The sequence below is a fragment of the Psychrobacter aquimaris genome, from assembly GCF_016107525.1.
Lineage (GTDB): Bacteria > Pseudomonadota > Gammaproteobacteria > Pseudomonadales > Moraxellaceae > Psychrobacter > Psychrobacter aquimaris.
On record NZ_JABASR010000004.1, the window covers coordinates 122,408 to 139,663 of the forward strand.

The following is a 17,256-nucleotide window of genomic DNA, read 5'->3' on the forward strand; positions in this document are numbered from 1 at the left end:
ACTTAAATACAGAGTTAGCCTACTTTGTTATCATTCATTAATACTGACTAGAGCCACTTGAAACTGGCACTGACCATAAGCATATCAGTAGAAAATAATTAACACATTACTGGATAATTTATGAGCAACAAAATCCCTTTATCTTTTTTAGATCTAGCACCCGTACCTGAAGGTAAAACCATCGCTGAAGGCATTGCCCAAACGGTTGAAACCGCGCAGCAGGCAGAAAAATCTGGCTTAAATCGTTATTGGATGGCAGAGCACCATAATATGCCGGGCATCGCCAGTGCAGCAACCTCCGTACTACTATCGCATATCGGTAGTCAAACCAAGCGCATACGTATCGGCGCTGGTGGTGTGATGCTACCGAATCATGCGCCTCTCATAATCGCTGAGCAATTCGGCACCTTACAAGCATTGTATGGCGACCGCGTTGACTTAGGTTTAGGACGCGCACCTGGCACTGATGGCGCTACTTTTCAGGCATTGCGCCGTCAGATGAAAGATGCTGAGCGTTTTCCACAAGACGTACAAGAGCTGATGTATTTTTTAGGTAATGATACAGATGGCAGTCCTGTACAAGCATTCCCCGGCGCAAAATCAGGCATTCCTATTTGGATATTAGGCTCGTCCCTTTTTGGCGCGACTTTAGCCGCGCATTTAGGACTTCCATATGTGTTTGCCTCACACTTTGCACCGCAAATGATGGGGCAAGCAATCAATGCCTATCGTGAACAGTTCAAACCTTCTGCCTATTTAGATAAGCCTTATGTGATGCTAGCGGCGAATTTACTACTCGCTGATGATGATGCGACTGCAAACTATCACTTTACCTCAGCACAGCAGAGCTTTGTACGCTTGCGCCGTGGTGAAACGGGTCAAATGCCCAAGCCCACTCACGATATGGACAGCATCTGGAGTCAAACAGAAAAAATGATGGTAGATAGCGCATTGTCGGTGTCATTCATCGGTTCTGTCGAAACTGTTAAACCGAAGCTTGCTGCATTTTTGGCAACATATCAGCCAGACGAGCTGATTGTGACTGCTAATATCTATGATCAAGCAGCACGCTTGCGTTCACTTGAACTTACACCAGAGCTAAACTTATTTACTTTACAATGAAATAAGACACTTGCATAATTATTGATGAACCTTAGCTGGATGTTTGACATGGACGCAACTCCTATTATCGGTGCCTCATTGCTTATTGGCTCGTCAATATTTATGTACATTCTAGCTTTTCTTGCGGTGATGGCTATCGGTGGTTATTTAACATACCGTACCAGTTCAGAGCGTAAGCAACGACGCGAAGACAAGCAAAATAGAGACAACCCAAATTCATAATGGTCATCAACATAGGATTAGGGTGTACTAACTTACTTTTTAAAAATATCAAAGCCCTCTTTCCTTATTCGGAAAGAGGGCTTTTTGGTTTATTAGCTTATAAAAACACCAGCATTTTTAAGCATTAACATTGTAAATGTTATTACCATGCCACTGACGAGCCAAGATTTTTTTGTTCGGCTTGTTGTGCGACATATAGAGCGACTGCTGCATCAAAGCTGGCAGCTCCAACTGATTTAAATAACGTAACACCGTAATCAGACTTAGCGGCTTTTTCTTGTAGCGCCCCTGTGACCAGCGCCTGTAGGTCACCGCTGAGATCATCCCATGTCCACGTACAATCGGCGCTATTATGCGCTTGAATTAAATCACCTGCTTCGTGGCGACTGCCAGCCCAATCATCGACAATAACCATACGACTGCTGGCGATAACATCATTACTTATCTCTTTCATCGAAGGCTGATAAGCGCCAACTGCGTTGATATGCACATCAGATTTAATATGACTGAGATCAAATAAACCTTCAGTCGCGCGGGTTGCGACGTTGATAACGTCCGCATCACGGACAGCATCATTAATATCTTCGAAAACAGTTAGAGTAACGTCCCATTGCGGATAATCACGAGTGAATTTCGCTTTAAAAGTCTCAGCACCTTCCCTACTTCTATTCCATAAGTACACTGTTTTAATCTCAGGACGTACTGTCAAGACCGCATGTAATTGCTCATAAGCCATACCGCCACAACCTACAACTGCCACACTTTGGCAATCAGGGCTTGCCATATATTTGGTCGCAATACCCGACAATGCTGCCGTACGCACTTGGGTAATATAAACCCCATCCATAATTGCCAATATCTCACCATTATCATTATTTGATACGGTAATAATCGCCGTTGTAGTTGGTAGATTACGGCTCGGATTGTCAGGACAAATGGTGACCAGCTTGACGGCTGTATACTCGTTTTTACCATCATAAATCGTTGCGGGCATTGATAAATGCGAACCTGAACTGCGTGCGTCATCTTCACTAAAAGTTTCAATGACCAAACGTTCAGGTGCTTTGATCCAATCGGGATGTGCTGCCTGCTGATGTAACAGTGCTTCTATCACACCAATGGCGGCTTGCATACTGAGATGTTCGGTCACGACTGCTTGGTTTAGTAGTTGCAATTTGAGTACTCCTATTCATGGGTTTATTATTAGGGCGTGTTTTATCATGCTAAAACGGCTATTACATTAATCCTAACCCGCGTAGTATTGCCGCACCAATTGCCATTCCAAACATGCCTACAACGGTGGTAAAAGCTAAGATATTGGCTGCTAATATATCATTGCCACCCATGGCTTTTGCCATCACGTAGCTGGCGGCAGCTGTTGGTGAGGCTACCATCAAAAACAATACACCCATATGCACACCTGATAGCCCAAAACCAAATCCAATCGCAATAGCGATCAATGGAGCAACGATAATACGACCAATACTGGCCTGCATGGACAAGCCTGAAGGGTGCAACATCGACTTTAAATCAATACTCGCACCAGCGCAAATCAGCGCTAATGGCAATGCCACTGCGGCCAGTAAGTCACCCGTAGTATGAATCACACCCGTAATAGGCGGCAGCGGTAACGCTTTATAAGCAAATGCCGCTACCAATGCGATGATCAATGGATTCGTGAATAGTTTTTTGACAATCATAGTACTGCGACTGAGCCATGTATCATCCACACTTTTAGACACACGGCTGAGGGTAATAACCGCTAAGATATTAAATAATATCGTCACCACACCCATATAGACAGCGCCGATGCTTAAGCCCCGTTCTCCGTAGGCATTAGCAACCGTTGCCAGTCCAATAATGGCCATGTTACTCCGAAATATCCCTTGTACAAACACCCCTTGATCAGCAGGCTTACTCACAAAATATTTGGCGTAAATCTCTGCACCTATAAACAAGATGAATGTCACTAAAATACCAGCCACTATCAGCGTGATTTGTTTGCTGTAATCAACATCACTGTCGACGACGCTAAAGAAAAGTAAACATGGCAAACAGTAATTAAAGACAAAGCTCGATGCCTGATCAATAAAAGTCTGGCTCGCCTCACCGCGTCTCTGCATAAAAAAACCCAGCCACATTAAGGCAAGGTTGGGCAAGACAATGGTAATAGCAAAGACAATAGCATCAATCATAAATAGGCTCAGTTCGGTGACAAGCCCATCATGATATGGACATCAGCGAGATAAATTAATAATGAATAAGGAGGGTAATATAGTCGCCACAGTGTAGTTATAAATACGTTAACTATGGCAATCTGTGAACCTAGTATAGAGACAAAGCAGTAAGCAAAACAAGGTTATAAACTGCTTTCTTTTATGATTGTTTTATTTACATTATTTTATTTATGATAAAAAAGCCCGTAACGAGATGTCGTTACGGGCTTTTTGCATACTACTTATATTTTTTGTGCTGCTATTATGAATCTAAGGCTGCCTTTGCTTTTTTCTGTTTTTTCACCGTCATAGCTAATAATTGAATGGCCGCAGGCGTCACACCACTGACTCGTCCAGCTTGAGCAAGTGTCGCAGGACGTACTTGCGTCAATTTCTGTACAATCTCATTTGATAAGCCTGATACCACGCTATAATCAAAGTCCATTGGCAGCGCCGTATTTTCTAGACGCTTCATCTGATCAATATCTTCTTGCTGACGATCAATATAGCCCGCGTATTTGACAGAAATCTCTATCTGCTCACCCACTTGGGCATCAACTGTTGAGTCAGTGATAGCAGCAATATCCGCAAAGTGGATCTGCGGACGCTTCAGTAAATCAAAAGCAGTTGCCTCTTTCGACAGCACCTCGCCCGTTTGCTCTGTCACTTTTTTGCCTAATGCATTGGCAGGGGTTGCCCACATATCTTTTAAACGTGAGGTTTCCGTAGTGATGGCTTCCATTTTTTCTTGATACGCTTGCCAGCGCACATCGTCAACCAAACCAAGCTTGCGACCCGTTTCAGTCAAGCGTTGATCCGCATTGTCTTCGCGTAGTAATAAACGATATTCTGCACGGCTAGTAAACATACGATATGGCTCGGTCGTACCATGCGTAATCAAATCATCAACCAATACACCAAGATACGCTTCATCACGGCGCGGTGTCCACGTCTCAAACTCACTATTATTAGTGGTAACAAGTGCCGCATTAGTACCTGCTAGTAGACCCTGCACACCCGCTTCTTCATAGCCAGTCGTCCCATTGATTTGCCCAGCGAAGTATAAACGATCAATAGATTTGGTTTCGAGCGTTGGCTTTAGATTTTGCGGATCAAAGTAATCATACTCAATGGCATAACCTGGACGGGTAATATGGGCGTTTTCTAAGCCTTTCATACTATGAATAAAGTCTAACTGCACATCAAATGGCAAACTGGTTGAGATACCATTCGGATATAACTCATGCGTGGTCAAGCCTTCTGGTTCGATAAAGATCTGATGGCTGTCTTTATCCGCGAAACGATGAATTTTATCTTCGATAGACGGACAATAACGTGGGCCTACACCTTCGATTTTTCCAGAGAACATCGGTGAGCGATCAAGGTTTTCACGGATAATATCGTGGGTACGCGCATTGGTATGAGTGATATAGCAGTTGACCTGCTCAGGATGCATAGAGACGTCGCCCATATAGCTCATCACTGGTAGCGGAGTATCACCTGGCTGTACGGTCATTACACTGAAGTCGACAGTACGCGCATCAATACGTGCTGGCGTGCCTGTTTTTAAACGACCCACTGGTAGCTTAAGCTCACGCAAACGGTCAGCAAGCTTGATAGAAGGCTGATCCCCTGCACGTCCACCATTTGAGTTTTCTAGGCCGATATGAATAACTCCACCTAAAAAAGTCCCTGAAGTTAATACAACCGTTTCAGTCTTAAAAACAATACCTGTAGAAGTCACAACAGCCGTTGCACGACCATTTTCCACCAAGATATCATCAGCGGCTTGCTGAAATAAGTCAAGGTTTGGCTGATTTTCTAGCGTATGACGAATGGCTGCTTTATAAAGGATACGATCTGCTTGTGCACGCGTGGCACGCACTGCAGCACCTTTACGGCTATTCAATACGCGAAACTGAATACCAGCTTTATCGGTTGCTAGAGCCATCGCACCACCCAACGCATCAATCTCACGTACTAGGTGTGACTTGCCGATGCCACCAATCGCTGGATTACAACTCATCTGCCCGAGCGTCTCAATATTATGTGTCAACAGCAAGGTCTGCGCACCCATACGTGCGGCTGCCAAAGCAGCTTCTGTGCCAGCATGACCACCACCGATCACTACCACGTCGTAATTTTTTGGGTATTGCATATACGCCTCACTTGACTCATAACGCTACCGTTAGCCAAAACCTATTATCAAATAGCATGGTGATTGGTAAATAAACGTCAGTCGGATTTAAAAAGTTAACGACTTAGAAAAGCCGTTAGATATTGGATTGCTAACCCATCATTATAACAATTTTTTGATGCTTAAAAAACGACAGAGTAAAAACTATTCATATTAAATGTTAAACATCATCATTAAATTTAGTCACTAGAAACCTAGTAACTTAATAACTAGCATCTAGTTACCAGGGCTCAGCGGAACAATTTGATCTGATTGACCACTGCTCAGCATATGCTGACTGCCATAGCCTTCTGGATTAATCTGTAAATAAGCATTCATCAAGCCAATGGCATCACCATCATTACTGGCCAAAATTTGCTCTTTAATCATGTCCACTGGTGGTAATAGCAAGTTTTTAAGCAATGCCAGACGCTGCTGGTTGTCGCCTTTATTAACGACCAACTCAATAAGTTGACGCGCATCGATAGGTAAATCTGGCGTATTCTGTGCCAATAATGCTAAATGGTAAGCACCCGCAGAATCTTGATCCGCGACGATGCGCTGCTCAATAGCGATATAGGTCGCTTCTGTCGCACCGCCTGCCACACTAAGCTGATGAATACACTTCAGTGCTGAATTGGCTTCGTTGCTTGCAATCTCAATAATACGCGTGGATTCGTTTTTTAATCGCTCACGGCGCTTTTCAATGGCTGCTTGCTCAGCAGCTTCTTTTTGCGCGTCTGACTGGTCAACTTCTTGATGATTCATAAGCTTCTCTTATTATATGTATGATAATTACCTTGGACACTATATGGGGGTAAATCCTACAAAAACAATGAAGCCTAAATACCCTGACGCGTAGAGACAATAATATAGACAATAATATAGACAATAAAAAACCCAAACAGCCATTAAATGACTACTTGGGTTTACTGTGCTTGTACCTTACAAAATTTATTTGGATATCAAAAGTATTCAAATAACATTCTTAAGTATTAAGCAGCAGGACTGTTTGCTTCAACCAATGGCTTTAACTCGCCTGATTGATACATTTGCAAGATGATGTCTGATCCACCCATCAACTCGCCATCGATCCATAATTGTGGAAACGTTGGCCAGTTAGCAACTTTTGGTAACGTTGCACGGATTTCTGGATTTTCTAAAATATTCACAAAGGCAAATGGACGACCAATCTGAGTCAACACTTCAATAGAGCGTGCTGAAAACCCACACTGCGGAAATTGCGGCGTACCTTTCATGTAAATAATAACTTTATTATCGCGGATTTGATCACGGATCAATTGTTCAACGTCGTTTGCAGCAGTATTTGGGGTTTGCTCACTCATAAAAGCTCCTATTGATAAAGCGGTTCATTAAAATGATTATTTGTATTACAAAATAATTATGTGAATATATAGCTGATACATGGGGTGATTGCCCCTGTATTACAAGCATTATTTTATACTGTTTTAGCCAGTCGCTACCTTGCTAGGTTCGCCATCATTAGGGACGAACAGCATTAGGGACGAACAGCATTAGGGACGAACAGCATTAGGCACTAATAATACCACGGCATTGGCCATGATGCCCTCTTGTCGACCAGTAAATCCCAATTTTTCAGTGGTGGTGGCTTTTACACTGATATTACTGATAGCCGTTTGTAAGTCACTAGCAATATTATCGCGCATCGCTTGATTGTGCGGTGCTAGCTTTGGACGCTCACACATCACAGTGATATCGGCATTGCCTAGGCTGTAACCGGCCTCTTGCACTTTACTATAGACATAACGTAGCAAGACTCGAGAATCCAAGCCTGCATGGGCAGCATCCGTATCAGGAAAATGCTGACCGATATCTCCAAGCGCCAATGCACCAAGCAGTGCATCAGCAAGTGCATGCAGCACCACATCTCCATCAGAGTGTGCGAGCAAACTGTGAGTGTGCTCAATCGGCACCCCTGCTAGCATCACATATTGCTGCTGCTGACCATTATTATGAAAAGCGTGAACGTCGATACCTTGACCAATTTTTATCATTATTATTCCAAGATAAGTTAAAGGTAATTAAAATAATTCAAAACCACTATCTGTATTTTCAAAGCTATTTTACTAGCAGCCAGACACCATCGGTCGCCACCAGTTTCAATTAACTGGTATAATATGACGTTTATTTTATCATAATACCCAATCCAAAAGAAAAACTGTCCCTATCAACTTGCTGAGGCTATAAATCGTAGTCGGTGCACGGATTTTTATCGACGTTTTAAATTTTTGAAAAGGTATAAATAGTTGAGCCGTTTTATGTCAGCCATGCCAAACACCTCAAGCATCACCACTTCTGAGTCTTTCAATGCTCATCGCCCTCTAACCCTTGCGGATATTGACAATCCTAGCACTAAGCATGTGATCGTTGGTATGTCAGGTGGGGTCGATTCTTCTGTATCAGCCGTTTTACTTCAGCAGGCAGGCTTTAAAGTCGAAGGTCTGTTTATGAAAAACTGGGAAGAAGATGACGGCACCGAATACTGTACGGCTATGGATGACCTAGCAGACGCACAAGCGGTGTGTGACAAAATCGGTATCAAGTTGCACACCGCTAACTTCGCAATGGAATATTGGGACCGCGTTTTTGAGCATTTTTTAGCGGAATATAAAGCGGGTCGTACGCCAAATCCTGATATCTTGTGCAACAAAGAAATCAAGTTTAAAGCATTTTTAGACTATGCTTTGACGCTAGGTGCAGATTACATCGCCACTGGTCACTATACGCGCCGCAGCGTAAATTACAAAAATAACAACGGCGCTGAAGTTGCGCAGCTATTACGCGGGCTTGATAACAATAAAGACCAAAGTTACTTTTTACATGCGGTTGGCGGCGATAAAATCGCTAAGACGCTGTTCCCCGTTGGTGAGCTTGAAAAGCCTGTTGTACGTCAAATTGCTGAAGAACATGACTTGATTACCGCCAACAAAAAGGATTCAACCGGTATCTGCTTTATTGGTGAGCGCCGTTTTAAAGACTTTTTGCAACAGTACTTGCCCGCTCAAAAAGGCGATATCGTCACTGACGATGGTCATATCATCGGTCAACATGATGGCTTGATGTATTACACGTTAGGTCAGCGTGGCGGTATTGGTATTGGTGGTGTCAAAGACCGTCCTGAAGAGCCTTGGTTTGTATTGGCAAAAGACTTGGACAACAACCGTTTGATCGTTGGACAAGGTCACGAGCATCCCATGATGCTTAGTAATGAGTTGCAAGCTTATAAGCTCGATTGGATCGACGGTCTGCCCCCTGCCGATATATTTAGCGAAGACGGCTTACGTTGTATGGCAAAATCGCGCTATCGTCAGCCAGACCAAGCCTGTCGTGTGTTTGCTGTTGATGATAAAGGATTGGAAGTAAGAGTGATATTTGATGCGCCGCAACGTGCAGTAACGCCAGGTCAGTCAGCAGTCTTCTATATTGATGAGGTTTGTTTGGGCGGCGGCGTCATCGCCTCTATTGATGCGCCATGTAGATTTTAAGTGCTTCCTAAAATTGCAATCTAAAACACAGATGTTGATGCAGTGAATAGCATAGTTTTAACGAGCTTCAACAGCGCTTTATTTGAATAGACCGCTTTTTTAATATCATATTTCTGCTATATTACGCGCAACGATTTCGACGTCGTTTTTTATATGGTAATTTTTTATCTAGACTCTTGCAGTTTTTTATTTCATAACTACTGAGGCATAACCATGACCCCACTTACCGCTCTCTCTCCAATTGATGGTCGTTACGCATCAAAGGCTGATAGCTTGCGTCCTTATTTATCTGAATTTGGTCTAATTAAAGCCCGCGTTACCGTCGAGATTCGCTGGTTACAATCATTGGCGGATAACAGTGCTATTGGTGAATTAGCAGCATTTGATGCCGACACCAATGCCTTTTTAAATAGCATCGTTGATGATTTCAGCGAAGCGGACGCACAAGCCATTAAAGATATTGAAGCGACAACCAACCACGATGTGAAAGCCGTTGAGTACTTTATCAAAGACAAATTCCGCGGTCAGGATGCTTTGATTGACTCGCTAGAATTTATTCATTTTGCCTGTACTAGTGAAGACATCAATAACTTGTCTTATGCGTTAATGCTAAAAGATAGCCGCGAGATTGTGGTTGCTAAAATGCAGCAAGTGACCGATAGCATCGTTGATTTGGCAATTGCTCATGCTGACCAGCCAATGCTATCACGCACCCATGGTCAGACGGCAAGCCCAACGACGCTTGGTAAAGAAATGGCGAACGTCGCCTATCGCTTAGCTCGCCAAATTAAGCAAGTAAATCAAGTAGAGCTATTGGGTAAAATCAATGGCGCGGTTGGCAACTACAATGCCCATTTTTCAGCGTATCCTGATGTTGATTGGCAGACTCATGCTGAGCAGTTTATTGACCAGCGTTTAGCACTAACATTCAACCCTTATACGACTCAGATTGAGCCGCATGACTATATCGCTGAACTATTTGATGCAGTCAAACGTTTCAATACCATCCTAATCGATTTTAACCGTGACATTTGGCAATATATTAGCTTAGGCTATTTTAAACAGCGCCTAAAAGATGGTGAAGTGGGCTCTTCTACTATGCCTCATAAAGTCAACCCGATTGATTTTGAAAACTCTGAAGGTAACTTGGGCGTTGCCAATGCCATGCTGGCTCATTTGGGCGAAAAACTACCGATTTCACGTATGCAACGTGATTTGTCAGACTCTACCGTATTACGTAATATCGGTGTTGGTCTGGCACAAAGCATGATTGCTTTTGATGCTTGCCTAAAAGGTGTCAGCAAACTTGAGTTAAATGCGCAGCGCTTAAATGACGATTTGGACAATGCACAAGAAGTATTGGCAGAGCCAATTCAAACCGTCATGCGTCGCTACCGTGTTGAAAACCCATACGAGAAGCTAAAAGCCTTAACCCGTGGTAATGCCATGACTCGTGAAGCCATGCTAACTTTTGTGGAAAGCGATGAGCTATCAGCTGTTAGCGATGCTGATAAAGCACGTCTACGCGCATTGACGCCTGCTACTTACACTGGTAATGCGGCGGAGCAAGCACGTACCATTAAAGAGTGGATTGCTAAGCTTTAATCATTAGCTATTAATAATAACTAATGATTAGACAAGCGTACAAATGCCTCGAAACGTCAACTCTGTGATTGTCAGTACTATGGCGGTATTTATCGTCATGGTGCTGGCAAGCATTGCGCCTCTAGATTGGTCAAGTTACCTGCTGCATCAACTGGGTACACTGCTTTTTTTAGCATTAATACTCGTTGCCTATCGCTATTGGTATATCAGCTCGCGCTCTTATGTGCTTGCTGTCATATTTCTATTCATTCATATTATCGGCGCACGCTATTTATATTCGTATGTACCTTACGATGATTGGACACAACAGCTATTCGGCGTACAACTGGGCGAATTTTTTGGTTGGCAGCGTAATATGTATGACAGGCTGGTACATTTTAGCTATGGACTGTTGCTATTCAATGCGATGGTTGAAAGCGCAAAATTTATCTTTAAGATTCGATCAGTCAAACTTTTAATAGCCATTGCGCTCATGATGAATATGTCATCAAGTCTGCTTTACGAGCTCATTGAATGGGGAATTGCGACAACGTTGTCACCGGAAGCCGCTGAAGCTTATAATGGTCAACAAGGTGATATTTGGGATGCCCACAAAGACATGGCTTTAGCATTACTCGGTGGGCTAATTGCAGCAGCGATGGTTCTTTTTCAAACCCGTAAACGATCTATGATCAAATTATAAATCAATCTTCTTTTTTGTCATCATCACTATCGCCCGGTATGATTGCTTTACCGACAGCGACGGTGCCTTTGACCACACCCTTGGTCGTTTTATAAGCAATTTTAGCTGGTACGGTTACTATCTTGTGCACACAGGCTTGTAGTAAAAACACACTAGCGATGATGACGATAAAATGCAGTTTTTTCATAAATTTCCTACGATTAATTGAATGCGCTGACGATAATCATCATTTAAGTGATGGCCATCTGTTAGGTGATAATCATAAACTATTAAAACCGTCCTATAAAGCAATCCTTACTTTTAATCTCATACTCCATTAATATCACACCTATTTACAGACACGGATTTACCCATGACCTCTACACCTCTTTGTTTACCCGACTCTATCACTCCTGAGCAATTTTTAAGCGAATACTGGCAAAAAAAGCCACTCTTGATTAAACAAGGTTTGCCACAGCTAATTGGCATGTTTGAACCCGACGACATGCTTGGTCTAGCCTTAGAAGAAGACGCCTCGGCGCGTTTACTCACTCAAGCAGCAAATAAAAAAGAAGGTCAAGCGCAGTGGCAACTCAAAAAGAGCCCACTAAGCGAAAATGATTTTGAGAACCTGCCAGAACAGTGGACAGTGCTGGTGCAGAATATGGAACAGTGGTCACCTGAGCTTGGTCAATTGTGGCAAACCTTTGACTTTATTCCGCAATGGCAACGTGATGACATCATGGTTTCCTATGCGCCAAAAGGTGGTTCAGTCGGCAAACACTATGACGATTATGATGTGTTTTTAGCGCAAGGGTTTGGGGCTAGACGTTGGCAACTGGGCAAATTCTGTGATAAAAATACCGAGTTTGTCGCCGATGAGCCGATTCGATTGTTTGATGATATGGGCGAGATTATCTTTGATGAGATACTAGAGGCAGGTGACGTCCTTTATGTACCGCCAAAGCTGTCGCACTTTGGTGTCGCAGAAGATGACTGTTTGACTTTCTCTTTTGGCTGTCGTCGTCCAAACTTGATGCAAATCATCGACAGCTTAGCTGATATCGCCACCAACGACAGCGATTTATTTATCCCAATGCTGCTGCCACAAGCGCTGCAAGCATCAGGTAATTTGCAAACGAGCAGCATCAATGCAATCAAAGATCAGCTATTACAAATGCTACAGTCTGAGCGTGGTGATGACATCATTCGTCAAGCAGTTTCTGAAGTCGTCAGCAAGCGCCAATATGATGCGCTGATGCCAGAGGATACACTGGATACGGATGAGCTAATGCAAGCTCTAGCAGAAGGTGCCACATTACAAGCGGACTATAGCAATCGTTTGCTCTATAGCCAGACTAATGATGGCATCGTACTATATGCCAATGGTCAGCGCATCGACGGGCTTGACGAGGCAGCAATAGCGGTATTGGTGCGTCTGGCTAATGGCGAACACCTAAATAATCAAGATATCACCGATGTTGATACAGATGATTTGAGCGAATGGCTAGAGAACGGTTGGGTATGGATTGATATTGCTGAATAACATCTCTTAATCAAACATTAATCAAATAACGCAAATAAAAAAACCGCTATCTGACAATTGCTCAGATAGCGGTTTTTTCTTATACATCTTATTTGCTATTAATAGCGACACCAAACACTGCTTAGCACTTATCAAAACGGATATAAGAGCTAAGCGGGTTTGTAATTAATACGGTTATTCTGTACCAAGCTCAAGCAAGCTAGCATTACCACCGATAGCTGTGGTATTGATTGTTTTGACGCGCTCAGTGACAAAACGATGCAGATAATCAGGCGGTAACATCTCTGATAGGCCTTCCATATCGGTAACGCTAATCACTTGAGTTAAGATGCCATCGGTATTGGCAAGCTCTTGACTAATAGCCTGCACTTCACTTCCGCTACCAGAGACTGCCACTTGCGCCAGACGATCGATATATAAAAGCGTGACGGTTTGCGAGTCATTGGCAACACTCAAGACATCATCGCTGATACCTGCATCATAGAGTATCTTGGCAGCTTCATTGCACATCTCATCTTGGCTTGGGCAATGCAGTATGACTTCATTGCCTGTCAATAGTGCCGCTATGAGCTGTCCTAATACTGCCATGGCTCTAGCAGATTCACCGCCAATAACCATGGTCTTACCACGACCAGTAACATATAGATCGTTAGACTCACCAGTTGCACCAGTCATGCGATGCACCTCATCCAAGCTAGGCGCGGCGCTCAATAGATGATTGAACAAACGCTTTGCTTTATTGGCATCACCAGTCAGCAGCGCCAACTTCGGAATAGCCGCTTGCAGATATGTTGCGCGATTCACTGCGCCAAGTAATCGCCAAGATTCACAAACCTGGGCATGATTTTTTTTGAATTCAGTCGCCATGTTGCTACTCCTTATGCGAGTTCTGTTTGAGGGGTGGTTTGGGTAGTGGTATTAGCATTTGTCTGGTTGCGGCTATTTGACTCTGAGCTAAGCTGCATTAGACGTGCGACATAATGCGGGCCACCAGCTTTAGGACCCGTACCAGACAGACCACAACCACCGAATGGTTGTACGTTTACGACTGCACCGATTTGGTTACGGTTGATATAGGTATTGCCTACAAAAGCACGGCGCTCGATGTGCTCAGCAGTATTTTCGATACGGCTATGAATACCCAAGGTCAAGCCAAAGCCTGTCGCGTTGATGGCATCAATCAACTTATTCAGATCACGTGCTTGATAGCGCAATACATGCAAAATTGGGCCAAAATGCTCACCACCGATCACGTCGATACTTTTCACTTCGATCGCTGTTGGCAATACAAAGGTAGAATTTTCTTGGCTGACAACTGAGCTTGAGCTCATTGGTGTCTGTGCCAAGATAGTCGCCGTTGGCTCAGCATCCATACGCTCAATATGCGCTTCCAGACCGTGCTTGGCATCCGCATCAATCACTGGGCCCACATCTGTGGCAGCGTATAATGGATTGCCTACTGATAGCTCAGCCATATTACCTTGTAATAGCTCAATTAAATTATCAGCCATTTCTTCTTGCACGCACAATATTCGGCAAGCTGAGCAACGCTGACCTGCTGAACCAAATGCAGATAGTACAGCATCTCTAACCACTTGTTCTGGCAATGCTGTTGAATCGACAATCATAGCATTCTGACCGCCTGTTTCGGCGATGAAGACGGGCAGTTCACCACTGGCTTGCGCATGATCATTTAGGCTTTTGTTAATACGTTGAGCGGTTTGGGTTGACCCCGTAAATATCACACCTGCGATATTATCAGCGGCTGTTAGTGCTCCACCAACATCGCCAGCACCGATCACTAACTGTAAGGCTTCTGTTGGTACGCCTGCTTGATACATTAGCTGGGCACCAAAATGAGCAATCAAGCTGGTTTGTTCGGCAGGTTTCGCCACAACCGTATTGCCTGCTGCTAGTGCCGCTACGATTTGACCAGTATAGATAGCCAATGGAAAGTTCCATGGGCTAATACAGACAAAGGTGCCCCGTGGTTTATAAACTTGACGAGATTGCTTGCCAGCCAAATCGGTGAATTCATGCATGACATCGTCTAGACGCTCTGCTTCATCGGCATAAAAACGGCAGAAATCAACGGCTTCTTTGATCTCATCGATACCATCTTGCATGGTCTTACCAGCTTCCACTTGGCATAGCGCCATTAGCTCAGCGTAGTTTTCTTCATAGAGATCAGCTATCTTACGCAATATTTCAGCACGCTTAGCAGCTGATACTGCTTGCCAGACACTTTGACCTGCTACAGCAACATCAATTGCTTGGCGCGCCACTTCAGCGTTGGCATAGGTCACTTCGCCAGCACTTACTTCATGGTTCCAAGGTGCACGTACGGTTTGAGTCTCAAGCTTATGCGTTACGCCATCTACTTCATATTCATCAATTGCTTTGCCATTGACGATGGACGTCGCCGACCAAGTTTTATCCAAATGGCTATCGATAGCAGATTTAAAGGGCAGCCATTGTGACTCTACAAAGATATTAGGTCCAAAACTAGCACGGCGCGCACCATAAATCTCTAACGGCAACGGAATCTCTGGATTGTGCAATGTCGCATTAGACAGTAGCTTGTCATAGGGATGTACTGTCAGCTTCTCAATCGGATAAGACTTGTCTAATAGCTGATGGACAAACGAGCTGTTGGCACCATTTTCGAGCAAGCGGCGAACCAAGTACGGCAGCAAATCTTTATGCGCGCCAACTGGGGCATAGATACGTACCGGAATTTGATAGGCTTGTAAGATATGATCATAAAGAGCATCACCCATGCCATGCAGACGCTGAAACTCAAAGTCTCTATGCTTACTCATGGTCATAATTGACGCTAGGGTATGGGCATTGTGTGTCGCAAACTGTGGCCAAATCAATCCGCGCAGATGATCTGATAATAAGAAACGCGCACAGGCAAGATAGGCGGTATCTGTGCCTTCTTTACGTGTCCAAACAGGATAGCCTGACAGACCTTTTTGCTGGGCAAGCTTGATCTCAGTATCCCAATAGGCGCCTTTTACCAGACGTACTGGAATACGGTCTCCCACTTCAGTAGACAAACGAGCAAGCCAAGCTAATACAGCGATAGCGCGTTTAGAGTAACCTTGCACGACGATACCTAAACCATCCCAGCCAGCCGTCAAGTTATCACGGTACAAAGACTCAAATAGTTTTAAAGAAATTTCAAGGCGGTCGGCTTCTTCGGCATCGATACTAAGATCAACGTTGACTTCACGTGCCGCTTCAATAAGCAACAAGCAACGTTGACGCAATAGACCCATGACTTGAGCTTCTTGTGTGGCTTCATAGCGAGGATGCAATGCTGACAGTTTGATAGACACTGACGGCTTAGGCATGCCTTCTTTGACTTTGATACTGGCAGTGGCTCTGATCGCATGCAAGTAGTCATTGAAGTATTTTTCAGCGTCTTTATGAGCAATAGCCGCTTCGCCGAGCATATCAAACGAATAGGTATAGCCTTTATTACGATAAGGTTGGCTATTTTTATTGGCGTCTTCGATGGTCTCGCCCAATACAAACTGATGACCCATGATACGCATGGCTTTTTGCATGGCACTACGAATAACAGGCTCACCCATCTTTTTGGTCATACGATCCAAAAAGCCTGACGCTGTGGTGCTACTGTCAATACTGACGACACGGCCTGTCATCATCATGCCCCATGTTGAGGCATTGACCATAAAACCGTTGTCATTTTTGATGTGCTTTTTCCAATCAGCCACACTCATTTTGTCATGAATCAATGCATCAGCAGTATAATTGTCTGGCACTCGAATCAAGGCTTCTGCCAAGCTCATCAGCAAGATACCTTCTTGGGTATCAAGGCTATACTCAAGCAATAACGAGTCAACCATCTTGACCGCTTTGCCATCATTACGTACATGTTCGACCAGCTGGCGCGTTTGCTCAGCAGCGGCGTCACGTTCTTCTGTGCTGGGTTTAGCAAGTGGCAATAACGTGGACAACCAGCGCTCTTCATCAACGCTATACAACGGCGAAATACGGGCGTGCAGCGTTTCTGACGACTGGGCAATGTAGTCTGGCGATAGCAAATCGACAGGATTAAACAAAATCGGCTCTTGCGGGGTAAACTGGTCTACTGGGTTCATAACAACTCCATAACTATCGTTTAAAAACCATCATAAATAGTGCTTTAG

15 protein-coding genes are annotated in these 17,256 nt (G+C 44.0%); 6 read left to right on the forward strand and 9 right to left on the reverse strand.

Annotation, left to right across the window (positions count from 1 at the left end; translation table 11 throughout):
* Positions 1-120: 120 nt before the first annotated feature.
* Together JFC10_RS05050 and JFC10_RS05055 are read left to right on the forward strand one after the other, a co-directional pair.
* Positions 121-1,122, forward strand: a complete 1,002-nt coding sequence (locus JFC10_RS05050) for an LLM class flavin-dependent oxidoreductase (RefSeq protein ID WP_198331949.1) — start codon at positions 121-123, stop codon at positions 1,120-1,122.
* 48 nt (positions 1,123-1,170) lie between these two features.
* The gene (locus JFC10_RS05055; protein WP_198331950.1) at positions 1,171-1,344 is read left to right on the forward strand and encodes a hypothetical protein; all 174 of its coding nucleotides are present in this window, start codon (positions 1,171-1,173) and stop codon (positions 1,342-1,344) included.
* 142 nt (positions 1,345-1,486) lie between these two features.
* Here the strand turns inward: JFC10_RS05055 and JFC10_RS05060 are convergent, their stop codons facing one another.
* The 6 genes from JFC10_RS05060 to ispF form a co-directional block, all read right to left on the reverse strand.
* Positions 1,487-2,518 (reverse strand): ornithine cyclodeaminase family protein, encoded by a 1,032-nt coding sequence (locus tag JFC10_RS05060; RefSeq protein WP_198331951.1) that lies wholly within the window; start codon positions 2,516-2,518, stop codon positions 1,487-1,489.
* Between the two features lie 61 nt (positions 2,519-2,579).
* On the reverse strand, positions 2,580-3,539 hold the full coding sequence (locus JFC10_RS05065) for an AEC family transporter (RefSeq protein WP_193012257.1): 960 nt from the start codon (positions 3,537-3,539) through the stop codon (positions 2,580-2,582).
* Positions 3,540-3,822: 283 nt separating this feature from the next.
* Positions 3,823-5,718, reverse strand: a complete 1,896-nt coding sequence (gene mnmG, locus JFC10_RS05070) for a tRNA uridine-5-carboxymethylaminomethyl(34) synthesis enzyme MnmG (RefSeq protein WP_198331952.1) — start codon at positions 5,716-5,718, stop codon at positions 3,823-3,825.
* 255 nt (positions 5,719-5,973) lie between these two features.
* On the reverse strand, positions 5,974-6,504 hold the full coding sequence (locus tag JFC10_RS05075) for a hypothetical protein (protein ID WP_193012409.1): 531 nt from the start codon (positions 6,502-6,504) through the stop codon (positions 5,974-5,976).
* Between the two features lie 227 nt (positions 6,505-6,731).
* Positions 6,732-7,082 (reverse strand): Grx4 family monothiol glutaredoxin, encoded by a 351-nt coding sequence (grxD, locus tag JFC10_RS05080; protein WP_193012410.1) that lies wholly within the window; start codon positions 7,080-7,082, stop codon positions 6,732-6,734.
* 189 nt (positions 7,083-7,271) lie between these two features.
* Positions 7,272-7,772: a 2-C-methyl-D-erythritol 2,4-cyclodiphosphate synthase gene (gene ispF, locus JFC10_RS05085; protein WP_193012411.1), complete on the reverse strand. Its 501-nt coding sequence runs from the start codon at positions 7,770-7,772 to the stop codon at positions 7,272-7,274.
* Between the two features lie 264 nt (positions 7,773-8,036).
* Between ispF and mnmA the strand changes: the two genes are divergently transcribed.
* From mnmA to JFC10_RS05100, 3 genes are all read left to right on the forward strand, one after another.
* Positions 8,037-9,263 (forward strand): tRNA 2-thiouridine(34) synthase MnmA, encoded by a 1,227-nt coding sequence (gene mnmA / locus JFC10_RS05090; RefSeq protein WP_198332050.1) that lies wholly within the window; start codon positions 8,037-8,039, stop codon positions 9,261-9,263.
* Between the two features lie 213 nt (positions 9,264-9,476).
* Positions 9,477-10,868 carry an adenylosuccinate lyase gene (purB, locus tag JFC10_RS05095; RefSeq protein ID WP_198331953.1) on the forward strand — a complete coding sequence of 464 codons (1,392 nt, stop codon included), beginning with the start codon at positions 9,477-9,479 and terminating at the stop codon, positions 10,866-10,868.
* A 43-nt stretch (positions 10,869-10,911) separates the two neighbouring features.
* Positions 10,912-11,550, forward strand: coding sequence for a DUF2238 domain-containing protein (locus JFC10_RS05100; protein WP_198331954.1), 639 nt, complete (start codon positions 10,912-10,914; stop codon positions 11,548-11,550).
* Between the two features lies 1 nt (position 11,551).
* Here JFC10_RS05100 and JFC10_RS05105 read toward each other — a convergent pair whose 3' ends face one another.
* Positions 11,552-11,737: an NF038104 family lipoprotein gene (locus JFC10_RS05105; protein ID WP_193012413.1), complete on the reverse strand. Its 186-nt coding sequence runs from the start codon at positions 11,735-11,737 to the stop codon at positions 11,552-11,554.
* A gap of 165 nt (positions 11,738-11,902) precedes the next feature.
* Between JFC10_RS05105 and JFC10_RS05110 the strand changes: the two genes are divergently transcribed.
* On the forward strand, positions 11,903-13,075 hold the full coding sequence (locus JFC10_RS05110; protein WP_198331955.1) for a cupin domain-containing protein: 1,173 nt from the start codon (positions 11,903-11,905) through the stop codon (positions 13,073-13,075).
* A gap of 174 nt (positions 13,076-13,249) precedes the next feature.
* Here JFC10_RS05110 and JFC10_RS05115 read toward each other — a convergent pair whose 3' ends face one another.
* On the reverse strand, positions 13,250-13,942 hold the full coding sequence (locus JFC10_RS05115) for a 1-pyrroline-5-carboxylate dehydrogenase (RefSeq protein WP_198331956.1): 693 nt from the start codon (positions 13,940-13,942) through the stop codon (positions 13,250-13,252).
* A gap of 11 nt (positions 13,943-13,953) precedes the next feature.
* A complete protein-coding gene (putA, locus tag JFC10_RS05120; RefSeq protein WP_198331957.1) occupies positions 13,954-17,208 on the reverse strand; it encodes a bifunctional proline dehydrogenase/L-glutamate gamma-semialdehyde dehydrogenase PutA in 3,255 nt (1,084 codons plus the stop codon).
* Positions 17,209-17,256 lie beyond the last annotated feature (48 nt).

Excerpts from the sequence above, each read along its gene's own strand:
- JFC10_RS05050 (WP_198331949.1), top strand. The coding sequence starts at position 121 with ATGAGCAACAAAATCCCTTTATCTTTTTTAGATCTAGCACCCGTACCT.
- JFC10_RS05055 (WP_198331950.1), top strand. The coding sequence starts at position 1,171 with ATGGACGCAACTCCTATTATCGGTGCCTCATTGCTTATTGGCTCGTCA.
- JFC10_RS05065 (WP_193012257.1), bottom strand. The coding sequence starts at position 3,539 with ATGATTGATGCTATTGTCTTTGCTATTACCATTGTCTTGCCCAACCTT.
- mnmG (WP_198331952.1), bottom strand. The coding sequence starts at position 5,718 with ATGCAATACCCAAAAAATTACGACGTGGTAGTGATCGGTGGTGGTCAT.
- JFC10_RS05075 (WP_193012409.1), bottom strand. The coding sequence starts at position 6,504 with ATGAATCATCAAGAAGTTGACCAGTCAGACGCGCAAAAAGAAGCTGCT.
- grxD (WP_193012410.1), bottom strand. The coding sequence starts at position 7,082 with ATGAGTGAGCAAACCCCAAATACTGCTGCAAACGACGTTGAACAATTG.
- ispF (WP_193012411.1), bottom strand. The coding sequence starts at position 7,772 with ATGATAAAAATTGGTCAAGGTATCGACGTTCACGCTTTTCATAATAAT.
- mnmA (WP_198332050.1), top strand. The coding sequence starts at position 8,037 with ATGTCAGCCATGCCAAACACCTCAAGCATCACCACTTCTGAGTCTTTC.
- purB (WP_198331953.1), top strand. The coding sequence starts at position 9,477 with ATGACCCCACTTACCGCTCTCTCTCCAATTGATGGTCGTTACGCATCA.
- JFC10_RS05100 (WP_198331954.1), top strand. The coding sequence starts at position 10,912 with ATGCCTCGAAACGTCAACTCTGTGATTGTCAGTACTATGGCGGTATTT.
- JFC10_RS05105 (WP_193012413.1), bottom strand. The coding sequence starts at position 11,737 with ATGAAAAAACTGCATTTTATCGTCATCATCGCTAGTGTGTTTTTACTA.
- JFC10_RS05110 (WP_198331955.1), top strand. The coding sequence starts at position 11,903 with ATGACCTCTACACCTCTTTGTTTACCCGACTCTATCACTCCTGAGCAA.
- JFC10_RS05115 (WP_198331956.1), bottom strand. The coding sequence starts at position 13,942 with ATGGCGACTGAATTCAAAAAAAATCATGCCCAGGTTTGTGAATCTTGG.
- putA (WP_198331957.1), bottom strand. The coding sequence starts at position 17,208 with ATGAACCCAGTAGACCAGTTTACCCCGCAAGAGCCGATTTTGTTTAAT.